Annotated in this window: 12 protein-coding genes and 1 rRNA gene; 4 read left to right on the top strand and 9 right to left on the bottom strand. The window is 39.1% G+C overall.

Translation table 11 applies throughout. From position 1 onward, the window contains the following. From V3595_RS23720 to dnaA, 9 genes are all read right to left on the bottom strand, one after another. Positions 1 to 71, bottom strand: a 16S ribosomal RNA gene (locus V3595_RS23720); the annotation flags it as partial. A 324-nt stretch (positions 72 to 395) separates the two neighbouring features. Continuing rightward, positions 396 to 1,463 (bottom strand): HD-GYP domain-containing protein, encoded by a 1,068-nt coding sequence (locus tag V3595_RS23715; RefSeq protein ID WP_485910068.1) that lies wholly within the window; start codon positions 1,461 to 1,463, stop codon positions 396 to 398. Between the two features lie 464 nt (positions 1,464 to 1,927). Continuing rightward, positions 1,928 to 4,492 carry a DNA gyrase subunit A gene (gyrA, locus tag V3595_RS23710; protein WP_485910056.1) on the bottom strand — a complete coding sequence of 855 codons (2,565 nt, stop codon included), beginning with the start codon at positions 4,490 to 4,492 and terminating at the stop codon, positions 1,928 to 1,930. A gap of 97 nt (positions 4,493 to 4,589) precedes the next feature. Beyond that, a complete protein-coding gene (gene gyrB, locus V3595_RS23705) occupies positions 4,590 to 6,515 on the bottom strand; it encodes a DNA topoisomerase (ATP-hydrolyzing) subunit B (protein ID WP_485910054.1) in 1,926 nt (641 codons plus the stop codon). Between the two features lie 74 nt (positions 6,516 to 6,589). After that, entirely contained in the window at positions 6,590 to 6,853 is a 264-nt protein-coding gene (remB, locus tag V3595_RS23700; RefSeq protein ID WP_101223983.1) for an extracellular matrix regulator RemB, read from the bottom strand. Between the two features lie 12 nt (positions 6,854 to 6,865). Continuing rightward, on the bottom strand, positions 6,866 to 7,984 hold the full coding sequence (recF, locus tag V3595_RS23695; protein WP_048687943.1) for a DNA replication/repair protein RecF: 1,119 nt from the start codon (positions 7,982 to 7,984) through the stop codon (positions 6,866 to 6,868). A gap of 21 nt (positions 7,985 to 8,005) precedes the next feature. Continuing rightward, the gene (yaaA, locus tag V3595_RS23690) at positions 8,006 to 8,218 is read right to left on the bottom strand and encodes a S4 domain-containing protein YaaA (protein ID WP_034316192.1); all 213 of its coding nucleotides are present in this window, start codon (positions 8,216 to 8,218) and stop codon (positions 8,006 to 8,008) included. A gap of 220 nt (positions 8,219 to 8,438) precedes the next feature. Then, complete coding sequence (gene dnaN / locus V3595_RS23685; protein WP_101223982.1) at positions 8,439 to 9,575, bottom strand: DNA polymerase III subunit beta; 1,137 nt, start codon at positions 9,573 to 9,575, stop codon at positions 8,439 to 8,441. 192 nt (positions 9,576 to 9,767) lie between these two features. Further along, complete coding sequence (dnaA, locus tag V3595_RS23680) at positions 9,768 to 11,117, bottom strand: chromosomal replication initiator protein DnaA (protein ID WP_057914144.1); 1,350 nt, start codon at positions 11,115 to 11,117, stop codon at positions 9,768 to 9,770. A 932-nt stretch (positions 11,118 to 12,049) separates the two neighbouring features. Here dnaA and rpmH point away from each other — a divergent pair. From rpmH to jag, 4 genes are all read left to right on the top strand, one after another. Further along, positions 12,050 to 12,184: a 50S ribosomal protein L34 gene (gene rpmH / locus V3595_RS23675; RefSeq protein WP_034316183.1), complete on the top strand. Its 135-nt coding sequence runs from the start codon at positions 12,050 to 12,052 to the stop codon at positions 12,182 to 12,184. Between the two features lie 80 nt (positions 12,185 to 12,264). Continuing rightward, the gene (gene rnpA, locus V3595_RS23670; protein ID WP_063234313.1) at positions 12,265 to 12,621 is read left to right on the top strand and encodes a ribonuclease P protein component; all 357 of its coding nucleotides are present in this window, start codon (positions 12,265 to 12,267) and stop codon (positions 12,619 to 12,621) included. Between the two features lie 175 nt (positions 12,622 to 12,796). Next, the gene (gene spoIIIJ / locus V3595_RS23665; protein WP_063234312.1) at positions 12,797 to 13,585 is read left to right on the top strand and encodes a YidC family membrane integrase SpoIIIJ; all 789 of its coding nucleotides are present in this window, start codon (positions 12,797 to 12,799) and stop codon (positions 13,583 to 13,585) included. Further along, the gene (jag, locus tag V3595_RS23660) at positions 13,582 to 14,202 is read left to right on the top strand and encodes an RNA-binding cell elongation regulator Jag/EloR (protein WP_485910051.1); all 621 of its coding nucleotides are present in this window, start codon (positions 13,582 to 13,584) and stop codon (positions 14,200 to 14,202) included. The genes spoIIIJ and jag overlap by 4 nt, the downstream gene beginning before the upstream one ends. Positions 14,203 to 14,508 lie beyond the last annotated feature (306 nt).

The following is a 14,508-nucleotide window of genomic DNA, read 5'->3' as shown; positions in this document are numbered from 1 at the left end:
ATTCGCTCGACTTGCATGTATTAGGCACGCCGCCAGCGTTCGTCCTGAGCCAGGATCAAACTCTCCGAAGAAATGTTTGACTTGCTCATTTGCTTTTTTAATAGTGTGTGCTCACTTAAAATTTAACGTTGGCGCTTTGTTTTGTTCAGTTTTCAAAGAGCAATTTTTGTCGTTTGTTTGGAAACGACTTTAATAATATATCAACTATATTATTTTTTGTCAACAACTTTTTTTCTTTCGCTGTCGACTTAGTTATTATATCTAGTATCATGAATAAAAGCAATAGTTATTTTAAAATAAATAATATACATGAATTCATAGATTTCAAATCCTATGACTGTACCTAATCAAGAAGAAAAAGCTTACATTTTAAGAGTAAACTTTTTCTTTGAACATTAAAGTATTTCTTCTATATATAATTCCCGGTTAATCCCTAAATTGATAATTTGTTCACTATCCATCACCTTTATGACCGGTCTTGTTTGCGAGCCGGCATCAATAAAAATGATTTCAGCGATAAATCCATTGTTCAGTTTGACCATGCTTCCTATGGAAAAATTAGCGAAGCTTGATAACAAGGTTTTAACTACCCCAATATCAAATTTACCAAAATCATCATGTAAGATCATCTCTAATACCTTAAACGGTGATTGTTTCTTTCTATATGTCCTTTCGGAAGTCATAGCGTGAAATACATCTGCAACAGCAATGATTTTTGAGAATAAGTTCATGGGCTTTGTTTTCAACCTTTTGGGATATCCCGTTCCATCTAACCTTCCATGATGCTCTAGAACGGCTATCTTCACACTATCCTTTATGATGGAACTATCTTTAATCATCTTGTAGCTGAAAATAGGATGAGCATGTATCTCCTCATAATCATCCGCTGTCAGGCTTTCCGTTTTATTTAATAACCTTGGTGGCAGCTTTGCCATTCCGCAATCTGCCAGACATCCGCCAATTGCTGCTTGGTAGACATCAGCTCTATTGCATTTCATTTTATATGCAATATAACCTCCTATTAATCCAATGGAAATGGCATGATGATATACATATTCTTCTTTATTGCAATAGTGGTGCAGCATCAAAATGTTTCCTGGTTCCTCTAAAGCCTTATCCATAAGGGGAATCATGATTAAACGAATCATGGCCACCTCGACTTTACTGCCCGCCTGCCAATTTTTAAATAATCGTTTATATGTTTGTACTGACTTAAGATACAAATCCGTAAAATCCGATGACTCTTCCATTTCATCCAATTCTGGATCTATTACTTCTTTCGGCAGAAATTTCTTTCCATCAATCAAAGTTTTTTCAACGCTTACCTCTGTTATTAAAAAGGCTTGCAAAGCCTCAATCAATCGCGTGGTCAATATTGTTTTTTCATGCATTATGGGGCGGTTTGAAAGACCTTTAATTTCTTTCGAGAGGATGCAGCCTTCGATTAAATAGCGAGTTTTCACTAGCAAAACGTTTCACCTCGGTAGTATTAATGAGTATCATTTTACTTGAAAAACATGGTAAAAACTATCTTTATTATGATTAAATACCTAAAAAAAATCAATTTATTAGCAACTCTCTCCAAAATTGATAAGTCTTTTTACTCATACTCGAAACACTCTTGATATCATTTTGAAATCCAGCTAATGCGCAAAAAAAAGACCCTGCTTAATTGCTGGGTCTACAGTTTTTTTACGGTCTGTACAATTTGAGCGTTGATTTCCTCTACAGGTACTCGCTTTTCCCGCAGGAGTCTCGCACACCCGCTCCAATCAACTTTGTTTTAATTTTTGATAGAACCCTTTGCCTAAAGTCTTCATTGTTTTAAAAATTGAATTAATAAAACTTTAACTTTAGGCTAAAATTCAAAGGGAATTTCAAAAGGGGTTCGGAATTTTAATTCCGAACCCCTTTTTTAATGAAAAGATTATTCTTCCGTATCTTTTTCAGTTTCTTCATTTTCTTCAATTACAGTAGGTTCAGGATCAGAATCCGGATCTAGAGTCGTGACCGTTTCTATATCCAGGTCTTTTTCTTCTTTTTCTTCTTCTTCTTCTTCCCTTCCTACGATGGCAACCGTCGAAACATATTCATTATCTGCGGATTCGAGTCGGATGAGCTTAACACCCTGTGTATTACGGCCCGTTTTAGAAATGCCTTCGACTTCCATTCGGATCAATACACCAGCTGCTGTAATCAGCATCAAATCTTCATCTACACCCGTAACTGTTTTCACGGCTATAAGTTCACCATTTTTCTCAGTGACATTACATGTTTTTATTCCTTTTCCTCCACGGCTTTGAATACGGTATTCTTCCGCAGAGGTCCGTTTTCCATAACCGTTTTTCGTAACGATCAGAACTTCTTCATCATCTTCAAGAATTTCCATTCCGACAACTTCATCATTCGTCCCTAAGGAAATCCCTTTCACTCCCGCTGCAGTACGTCCCATTGTCCGTACATCCGTCTCTGGGAAACGGATCATCATCCCGGACTTCGTTCCGATAATGATCTGTTTCTCTCCATTCGTAAGTCGGACAGAAATCAATTCATCATCTTCACGTAAACCTAGGGCAATTAAACCGTTATTACGGATATTTGCAAAAGACGACAAAGGTGTACGCTTCGATATCCCATGTCTGGTCGTGAAGAATAAATACCAATCGTCCGCAAATTCCTTCACCGGTATGATTGCATTGACCCACTCACCTTTATCGACTTCCAACAAATTGATAAGCGGCAATCCTTTTGCCGTCCTGCCATATTCAGGTATTTCATAACCTTTGGAACGATAGACTTTACCTTTGTTGGTGAAGAATAATAGAGTGTCATGAGTCGAAGTGGTTAACAAGTGACCGACAAAGTCATCTGTATTCGTGCCCATACCCTGTATTCCGCGACCCCCTCGTTTTTGACTGCGGTATGTGGTTGCAGGCAAGCGTTTAATATAACCGTTATGCGTAAGTGTTACGATTATATTTTCCTCTGGGATTAAATCTTCATCTTCCAGGCTTTCAAAGCCGGCTAATGTGATTTCAGTTCTCCGTTTATCATCAAAACGTTCTTTAATTTCAAGAAGCTCTTCACGGATAATTTCAAGAACCTTTTCCTCATCAGCAAGAATCGCTTTATATTCTGCAATTATAGCCATTAATGCCTGATATTCATCTTCAATTTTTTCACGTTCCAGACCTGTCAAGCGCTGTAAACGCATATCCAGGATAGCTTGCGCCTGTTTTTCGGAAAGTGAGAATTGTGTCATTAAGCCTTCACGGGCAATGTCTGTCGTTTGGGAACTGCGGATTAACGAAATGACTGCGTCCAAATTATCAAGTGCAATGCGCAACCCTTCTAAAATATGAGCGCGGGCTTCCGCTTTCCGTAATTCAAATTCAGTCCTGCGCCGTATGACTACCTGCTGATGCTCCAAGTAGTAGTGCAGGCATTGTTTTAAATTCAGCACTTTAGGCTGACCGTCCACCAAAGCAAGCAAATTGATTCCGAAGGTGGTCTGCATCGCGGTATGCTTATACAGGTTGTTTAAAAGGACATTCGCGTTAACATCCTTTCGAAGCTCCATGACGATACGCATGCCATTGCGATCCGATTCATCGCGTAAGTCGGTAATGCCTTCGATTTTCTTATCTCGAGCAAGTTCTGCAATTTTTTCAATCAATCTTGCTTTATTCACTTGATAAGGGATTTCCTTAACAAGGATTACCTGTTTACCATTCGGTTTCTCTTCAATCTCGACTTTCGCCCGTTGAATGATTGATCCTTTTCCGGTTTCATAGGCCTTTCTGATTCCACTTCGTCCTAAAATCAAACCGGCTGTCGGAAAGTCCGGCCCAGGGATATATTCCATCAACTCTGGAATTGTAATTTCAGGATTCTTACTTAAAGCCAATACGCCGTCAATTACCTCACCTAATTGATGGGGCGGAATATTGGTTGCCATCCCTACCGCTATTCCTGATGAACCATTCACTAACAAGTTCGGGAAGCGGGCAGGCATAACGGCTGGTTCTCTTTCTGAACCATCGTAGTTATCCTGGAAATTGACCGTATCTTTATTTAAATCCCGGAGTAACTCCATCGAGATTTTCGACATTCTCGCTTCTGTGTACCTCATTGCGGCAGCTTGGTCGCCATCGACTGAACCGAAATTCCCATGACCATCTACAAGCATATAGCGATAGTTAAAAGGTTGCGCCATCCGTACCATCGTTTCATATACAGCCGAATCACCATGCGGGTGATATTTACCGATGACTTCCCCGACAATACGGGCTGATTTCTTAAATGGTTTATCCGAAGTCATTCCAAGATCGTTCATTGCATAAAGAATTCTTCGGTGTACCGGTTTTAAACCGTCCCTTACATCAGGCAAAGCCCTCGACACGATAACACTCATCGCATAATCCAAAAACGATGTCCGCATCTCGGTACTTATATTTATTTCTTTTACACCTGATCTTTCATTTTCTGACATGGAGCCAACCTCCTATTAAAAGCTTATACTCTCTTTTAAATTTAACTGTTCGTGCACTATGTAAAGAACAGGATGTAAAAAGCATCCTGTCAAAAAATCAGATATCAAGATTTTTTACATAAATTGCATTTTCTTCAATGAAGTTACGTCGCGGTTCGACCTTGTCGCCCATCAACATCTCGAAAGTTTCATCTGCCTCGGCAGCATCTTTCAAACTGACTTGAAGCAGCGTTCTCGTATCAGGGTTCATGGTCGTTTCCCACAATTGCTCCGGATTCATTTCCCCCAGCCCTTTATAACGCTGCAGGTTAGGCTTGGGAGTACTTGGCAAACTCGCCATGATCTCTTCAAGCTGGCGGTCATTATAAGCATAATCCACTTTTTTCCCTTGCTGAATCTTGAAAAGTGGCGGCTGAGCAATATATATATATCCATACTCGATAATTTTTCTCATATACCGGTAGAAGAATGTCAACATCAGCGTTCTGATATGGGCACCATCCACATCCGCATCTGTCATGATAACAATTTTATGATATCTAGCTTTTTCAGTATTGAATTCATCACCAATGCCTGTTCCAAGTGCTGTGATGATCGTACCTATTTCTTCATTATGCAGGATTCTGTCCAATCGCGCTTTTTCAACATTAAGGATTTTACCCCTTAGCGGCAAGATGGCTTGGAAATGACGGTCCCGCCCTTGTTTTGCCGATCCTCCCGCCGAGTTTCCTTCAACGATGTATAATTCGCTGATACTCGGGTCCTTAGAAGAACAATCTGCCAATTTACCTGGTAGATTGGATACTTCCAAAGCACTTTTCCTCCGGGTCAATTCACGTGCTTTCTTCGCTGCCAATCGGGCTCTCGCTGCCATTTGCCCTTTATCTACAATTTTTCGGGCCACGGCAGGATTTTCGTATAAGAAGGCATCAAGTCGTTCCGAAAGAATGGAATCAGTAACCGTTCTTACCTCAGAGTTTCCGAGTTTGGTTTTCGTCTGACCTTCAAATTGCGGGTCAGGATGCTTAATCGAAATGATTGCCGTTAAACCTTCCCGGACATCTTCACCTGAGAAATTGGCATCAGCTTCTTTTAAAAGACCATTTTTCCGTGCATAATCATTGATGACACGGGTCAAAGCAGTCTTGAATCCTGATTCATGTGTACCGCCTTCATAGGTATGAATATTATTGGCAAAAGAAAAGACATTACTGATATAGCTGTCATTATATTGCAAAGCCAATTCAACGGAAATTCCATCTTTCTCGCCTTCCATGAAAATCGGTTCCTCATGCAATACCTCTTTAGAACGGTTCAAATGCTCAACATAAGATTTGATACCGCCCTCATAGTGGTAATCCCTGATTTTCTCTTCTTCTTCACGTTTATCTTCAATGATCAGCTTCAAGCCTTTATTCAGGAATGCAAGCTCACGGATTCGTGTGGCTAATGTATCGAAATCATATTCCAGGGTATCTGTGAAGATTTCACCATCAGGAATGAAGTGTACAGTCGTTCCGGTATGATCGGTTTCCCCGATGATTTTCAAATCTTCTTTTGGGATACCGCGGTTAAATTGCTGATAATGGATTTTACCTTCACGATGAACGTAAACTTCCAATACCGTGGATAAGGCATTAACTACTGATGCCCCCACACCATGCAGACCTCCGGAGACCTTATAACCTCCGCCGCCAAATTTACCGCCCGCATGAAGGACCGTCATGATTACTTCTACAGCTGGGCGTCCCATTTTTTCATGGATCCCCACTGGAATTCCCCGACCATTATCGACTACTGTTATACTATTGTCTTCTTCGATCGTCACTTTGATTTCCGTACAGAAACCAGCTAGTGCCTCATCAATACTATTATCGACAATTTCCCAAACAAGATGGTGAAGTCCTTTTGCAGAGGTAGTGCCGATATACATCCCCGGACGTTTACGAACTGCTTCTAAGCCTTCTAAAACCTGTATCTGATTCTCATCGTATGCCTGAGCTTGTACTTCTTTTTGTTCCATTGTCATACGTATCACCTACACTTTTCTTTTGGCATTATCAATTTTAAGGAGTAATTATAACGTTTAGCTACAATTCAAAGAATATCTATATCATCGATTAAGAGCGATGGCTGCAGTGAACGCTTTTTCAAAGTGGACGACGCAAGCGGTGAATAATATACCTGTTTGTCCGTCACTACAATCGATTTAACCGAGTTTTTTGCTAAATGGTAAGTTACATCAGACTTTTTCTCCAAAAATTCACTCATGATTGGAGATGCCTGAAGCAGCTTCTTATCTAAAATGGCTATGACATCGTCCGTTTTCACAAGAATGTCTTCACCAATATGGAGATACATACATTCACCTCATCATTTAACCTTTTTTATACTTCCTTGACTAACATAAAAGGTGGACGCTTCTCTTAGGGTTTGATGATCGATTCCATCAACGGAGGGTGTCGTCACGAATGTTTGCACTTTCCCTTGTATTGTATTCAGTAAATGGGATTGACGGAAATCGTCAAGTTCCGATAACACATCATCCAATAATAAAATGGGATACTCGCCGATTTCTTCATGGATCAGCTCAATTTCGGCAAGTTTCAAAGACAGGGCTGTCGTGCGCTGTTGTCCTTGTGAACCGTATGTCTGGACATCACGGTCATTCACAAAAAAAACCAGGTCGTCACGATGAGGACCTACCAGTGTTACACCCCGTTCAATTTCCCTTGTTTTTATTTTATCAAATTTTTCTGTGTATACTTCTATCATTTTCGTCAAATCCATAGATTCTGATACATCAAGCGACGGTTTATATTGGATTTTCAATACTTCTAGATTTCTGGAGATCCCCGAATGAATCGGCTCTGCCCATTGCTGGAGCTTTAAAAGAAACTCGTATCTTCTTTCGACAATTTTCGCTGCATACTGAATAAATTGATCGGTCAGCACGTCAAGCATCGTCGTATCCGTTTGTTTCCGGGTCTGCAGAAGCTTTAAGTAATGATTTCTTTGTTGAAGTATTTTATGATATTGGCTCATATCATGAAGGTATACGGGAGAAACCTGGCCAATTTCCATATCTATAAAACGGCGTCTGACTAGAGGACTTCCCTTTACAAGGTTTAGATCCTCAGGCGCAAACATGACCACATTCATATTTCCGACATATTGACTCAACTTTCTTTGTTCAATATGGTTGCACTTCGCCTTTTTCCCTTTTTTTGAAATGGTCAGCTCAAGTGGTATTGAGGTATTTCTCTTTCTAACTCTTCCTTCTATTTTAGCATACTCTTCATCCCAGCGAATAAGTTCTTTATCATTTGAGGTGCGATGAGATTTTGCCATTGCTAAAACAAAAATAGATTCCATGACGTTTGTTTTTCCTTGAGCATTTTCGCCGAGGATTACATTGACTTTATTCTCAAAAGTCAGATTCAATTCGGTATAGTTGCGGTAATTTTTCAAACTTATATTTTCAATATACATATTCCGCTCTTCCCTTATGTTTTAGCTTGTAATTGTGTAGGTGCCAAATCCAGGAATTTCTATTTTATCACCTGATCTTAATTTTCTGCCTCTTCTCACGTCTAATTCGCCATTAATGTAAACCTCGTATTCACTTAAGAACCATTTCGCCATTCCCCCGCTTTGGATTAAATCGGCCAATTTCAGGAATTGTCCAAGCGTAATATATTCAGTATTGATTTTTATGGAGTCCATTTCATGCCTCACTCATTTCTAAGTAGTCTTTAATATTTCATTTTACTAAATTAATCCCATTAAGACAAAGTATAGCTTTTTCAGTTCTTATTTTTAGCGATTCAGCGTTCCGTACCGCATTTAAAAAACGCCAAAAACCCTTTGGAAATCTATGTTTAAATATAAAAAAATTAAAGACCTGCTATACAAGCCTTTAATTTTTTTGAAATATTATTTTAGCTTAGTAAGTTCTTACCGGGAGAATTAATTGCAGCATGGAATCATCATGTAGCGGACGAATGACAAACGGACGCATTGCTCCTGTGAAATTAATTTTTATATCGGAACCTTCCAATGCTTTTAGAGCATCCATTACAAATTTGGCACTGAATGAGATTTTCAGGTCTTCACCTTCAATGGCTTCTGCCTGAACTTCTTCAATTACTTTACCAATTTCAGGAGTATTGGAAGAGACTTCGATTATACGGCCTTCCAGGGTTGTCAATTTGACGACATTATTTCTTCCTTCTCTCGCCAATAAAGAAGCCCTGTCGATCGCTTGTAGAAAATCCTTGGTGTGAACGGTCACATCGGTTTTGCTATCTGATGGAATCAAGCGTGATGTATCAGGATAATTCCCTTCAAGAAGTCTTGAGAAGAATAATAAATTTTCAGCTTTGAAAAGTACTTGGTTTTCGGTAATGACGATTTCAATGAGTTCGTTTGTATCATCAAGGATTTTACTTAACTCATTCAGACTTTTACCTGGGATGACAACGCTATAGGTCCCGTTAATTTTATTTTCTATTTTGGCTGTTCTCATTGCAAGCCTATGACTATCTGTTGCAATACAGGTTAATTCGTCATCTTGAACCTTCAAGTTTACACCTGTTAAGATAGGGCGTGTTTCTGACGTGGACACTGCAAAGCCAGTTTGTCGGATAAGGGTCTTTAAAAGGTCCGTTGGAAGTTTGAAAATATTTTCTTCTTCAATGATTGGAAGATGTGGATATTCCTCAGGATCCAGTCCATTTAGATTAAATTCAGCTTTACCAGAGCGAATAATCGTTTGAAAGTTGTTCTCCACTTCAATTTCTACAGTATCCATCGGCAGCTTTTTGACAATTTCACTGAAAAAACGGGCATTCAGGACAATACCGCCGCTGCTTTTAACTTCAACAATTTCATCTCCGTCAACCTCAGCCGGAATGAATGATTGGATGGAGATATCAGAATCACTTCCTGTGAGAGTGACACCTTCACTAGTAACGCTTATTTTTATCCCCGTTAGTATCGGAATCGTCGTCCTTGATGTGACTGCTTTCATTACTTCTTGGACACTATGAACTAATCGATCTCTTTGGATTATAAATCTCATGTTTCATCCTCCAATTTTTTATTGCCGAATAGGCATATTTATTAATAATTTTTATTTAAAAAGATAGTAGTAATAGTAGTAGGGCCTGTTGATATGTGGATAAGTCCACTCAACCTAAGGAAAAACAGTCTATCCACATGTGGACAGACTGTGTGTAAGTAGTCGTCAGTTATTCACATTATCCAGAATCTATTATACCCTCAGTTGGTCCTGGATTTCTTTAACCTGACGTTGTAGCTGGGTGTCCGTTTGCATGAGTTTGGAGATTTTTTCATGCGCATGGATAACGGTCGTATGATCGCGACCTCCAAATTCATCACCTATCTTGGGCAGGGATGAGTCCGTCAACTCCCTGGAAAGATACATGGCAATCTGTCTTGGAAAGGCCACGGATTTAGTCCGTTTTTTCGCCTTGAAATCCTCAAGTTTGACACTATAATGTTCACCGACCGTCTTCTGGATTTCCAAGATGGTGATTATTTTAGGTTTTGAGCTAGGGATGATGTCTTTTAATGCTTCAGCTGCCAAATCGGCATTTATATCTTTATTAATCAATGAAGAATAAGCGACGACACGAATAAGTGCACCCTCAAGCTCACGAATATTGGAATCGATTTGGTTGGCGATATAGAGCATGACTTCGTTCGGGATATCAAGACCCTCAGCTTTTGCCTTTTTACGTAATATGGCAATCCGCGTTTCTAGATCAGGTGGCGTGATATCCGTGATCAAGCCCCACTCAAACCTTGAACGGAGGCGATCCTCTAGTGTAGGTATCTCTTTTGGCGGGCGGTCACTCGAGATGACGATTTGTTTGCTTTCTTCATGCAACGCATTGAATGTATGGAAAAACTCTTCTTGAGTTTGTTCTTTTCCCGCAAGAAATTGAATATCATCAATTAATAAAACATCCACGCTTCGATATCTATCACGGAATTCCCCAGCTTTATTGTCCCGGATCGAGTTGATGAATTCATTCGTGAACTTTTCAGAAGATAAATAAACGACCTTCGCATTCGGATTATGCTCTAGAACATAATGCCCGATTGCATGCATTAAATGAGTTTTTCCAAGGCCGACGCCCCCGTATATGAATAAGGGATTATAGGCTTTGGCCGGTGCTTCTGCGACAGCGAGAGACGCGGCATGGGCAAAACGATTGCCGGAGCCGATGACAAATGTATCGAATGTATTTTTCGCATTAAGCATATGCTGTGGAAATGCAGCATGCTCTTTATCCTGCTTTTTTATCTTTTTAGGCTGAACAGGAACGGTAAAATCATCATCTTCTTGATTGGGGGGAATGATGAATTTTGCTTCCAATTCCTCACCGGTAAGTTCAAACAATACATCGGAAATAAGATGGGAATAGCGTTCTTCAAGCCAATCCCTGGCAAATTCATTGGGAGCGGTGACTGTTAATGTATCACCTTGCAGTAAATAAGCCTTGGTTGATTTAAGCCAAGTCTCAAAGCTTGGTTTACTGATTTTTTTTTCGATTTTTCCGAGCGCCTGGTTCCAGAGGCTATCGATGTTATCCAAACTTATCCCTCCTTTGCAAAATATTTTTAATAATTGTATCTAAATGTATAGGCACAAATAAACTCATCGATTGCCGTCTTTATATTAATTTTGACAGCAAAGGTTCGGTGAGCTGTATTAAGGAATTTTTGTGTTGTGTAATGAAGTGCCTAAAAACTATATCTTGCGCTGTACAACCTTTGTACAGACTACATCTGGTGAACCAGTGTAGATTTGAATGTTTATTCATCAACAGGTATTTTAAGAAATATATAATAAAGAAGAAAAAAGGGTTTTCGACAATATCCACCATCTGTGGACAGATTAATATACACAGGTCGGATAAACTATCCACAAGTTATTCACAGTCTGTGGATAAACGTTACCTGTTGATAAAGTTATTCAGAGTGAAAACACAAATATAATATCAGAAATTCAGGCGTCTTGCAATGGGTTAGAAAACTTTATCCACAACTTACCGAGCTTGTGGGAAAAACTTTTCCACAGGCCATTGTTATGTGCAAAAGTCTATAAAATGGGATGTGGATAGAAAAAAACATGTCGAAATTTATCCACAGACCGTGATTATAGGCTCGATTAATTTGTTTTGAACGACGTTGTTCAAGCCGAAAGAGTTGCATGGGACTGATCGAAAGATGATTCACGTCCATTCTTATTATTTGTCGAATGTTGTTTCGATCAAGGGAGGATTCATTGCGAATCTCATATTTGTGCTCATGGATAAAATGATGGAAATTTGCCTTTCCCCAAAAATTTCTATATCAGTTCGGAGCAAAATCATTTACAATAGGCTAGGTAGTAAAAAAAGGCCAACTGGACATTGAGCATTAAAAAAGAAATATTTTTATGGATGAGGTTGACAAGTAGAAACCTCCATCTATATAATTGTAAAGACTGTCTTTAACTGTTATTCCTCAGGGAGGTGTCATATAATGAAAAGAACTTATCAACCGAATAACCGCAAACATAGTAAAGTTCACGGTTTCCGTGCACGTATGAGCACGAAAAACGGACGTAGAGTAATCGCTGCACGTCGCCGTAAGGGCAGAAAAGTATTATCTGCATAGACCACTGAAAAGTCTCAGTGGTCTTTTTTCGCAAAATAAGGGATTTACTGAGACTCAATTCATGTAATGAAGGTGTAAAAATGAAAAAAAAGTTAAGGATTAAGAAAGAGGACGAATTTCAGCTTGTGTTTAAAAAAGGTGAATCTTCTGCTAATCGGCAATTCGTTGTCTATGTCCTTGAAAAGCCAGGTCAGGATTATTTTCGGATCGGCCTTTCAGTCAGTAAAAAAATCGGGAACGCCGTTGTAAGGAACCAAATCAAAAGATACATACGGCAAGCGTTTTTGGAATTGAAAGAAGATATAGAAGAGGGTAAGGATTATATTGTGATTGCTCGAAAACCAGCGGCGGAGATGGACTTTTTCCAGGTGAAAAGCAGCTTGATCCATGTCCTGAAACGTTCTAAATCACTAAACTTTAAAATGAAAAAACAATAAAGTCCCCTTAATATCGAATAAGCACTCCTCGGATCATGTGGTTACTTGAGAAAGATGACATAGAAAATCCCGATTGTAACTGTGGAAAAAGTGGATTACTTTTCCTTGAAATCCTCTATCAAACAGTTCACAATTGTTTCAAAAAAGATTGATTGCAGTTAGGAGGAAATTACGGTTGAAAAAACGAATATTACTCATTATTGGACTAGCCTCGATAATGATGTTGTTAGCAGGGTGTACGGAAATTAAAGAACCTATTACTGCGGATAGTGAAGGTTTTTGGAATTCATACATTGTCTATCCATTATCAGCCCTGATCATTTGGCTTTCTGAAGCATTTGGCGAGAACTATGGTTTGGGAATCATCGGTGTTACACTAATCATTCGCTTAGCATTACTTCCATTAATGATCAAACAGGTGAAAAGCTCGAAAGCAATGCAGGCCATTCAGCCTGAAATGAAAGAACTTCAAGCAAAATACAGCTCAAAAGATGCTGCCACACAACAAAAACTACAGCAAGAAACAATGGCTCTATTTTCAAAATATAATGTGAATCCATTGGCGGGATGTTTGCCGATATTGGTGCAAATGCCAATTTTGATCGGATTTTACCATGCAATCAGCCGTACGGAAGAAATTGCTTTACATAGTTTTCTTTGGTTTGATTTAGGTTCCCCGGATCCTTATTATATTTTACCGGTCGTTGCAGGTATCACGACTTTTATCCAGCAAAAGATGTCCATGGTTGGAATGAACTCCAATCCACAAATGGCGGCACAAATGACGATGATGCTTTACATCATGCCAATCATGATTGTTGTATTTGCTATTAATTTCCCCGCTGCTCTTTCTCTTTACTGGGTAGTTGGTAACCTTTTTGGTATTGTTCAAACATATTTCATCAAAGGTCCGGATCTTAGAAAAGCAGCTGCGGAAAACGCGGGAGGGGCAAAGAAAAAGTGAAAAAAGTAACTGCTACAGGACAATCTGTCGAAGAAGCAGTAAATTTAGCTTTAGCTCAACTGAACAGCACTAAGGATCTCGTGGAGATTGAAATAGAAGATGAAGGCAAAAAAGGATTTTTTGGTTTATTTGGTGCAAGGAAGGCAATCGTCCATGTGACATTGCCTGCCGATCCCATTGAAGAGACACTAGGATTTTTGAAGAATGTCAGCGTGGAAATGGGAGTCAATGCACAAATTGATGTCACCCGTAAAGGTAAGAACGTAACATTCCATTTATCAGGTGATAAAATTGCCTTATTGATTGGAAAAAGGGGTCAAACACTAAATTCACTTCAGTATTTAGCACAGCTGGTTGCAAATCGATATTCGAAGCAGTTTTTGAATATTACTGTAGATGCAGAAGATTATCGAAATCGCCGCAATGACACTTTAATCCAATTGGCCGAAAGAATGGCAAATAAAGCCATGAAAACAGGTAAAGCTGTTTCACTTGAGCCGATGCCATCCTATGAACGAAAGGTCATCCATAATGCTCTCTTGGATTTTCCAAAAATAAAAACGACTTCAAGTGGGACGGAACCTTATCGCCACTTAGTCATTACTCCACTTAAATGAACCTTCTGCTTTTAAGCAGGGGTTCTTTTTTTTAGGCCTTGCTATCAATGTGTGTCGAATATTTTTTTGCAAAGTTGATTTCAACAATAAGTGACATATTTCTCTATATATTCTTGATCCGTAAAGGGAAGCGGACGATATTTGTTATTCACATGTGGATAAGTTAAAATGGGTGTTACAGAATATGGATTAACGGCATGTGGATAACTCTTGAGAGGAAGGAGTATCTACTTTTTTTCATCAATATACTGTGGTATTGTAGTAATTTAGGGATTCGACGATTTTATTATCAAAAAAAATAGAAAC

Source organism: Bacillus sp. CFBP9009, assembly GCF_036541465.1.
Lineage (GTDB): Bacteria > Bacillota > Bacilli > Bacillales > DSM-1321 > Peribacillus.
This window is presented reverse-complemented; position numbering and strand designations above follow the sequence as displayed.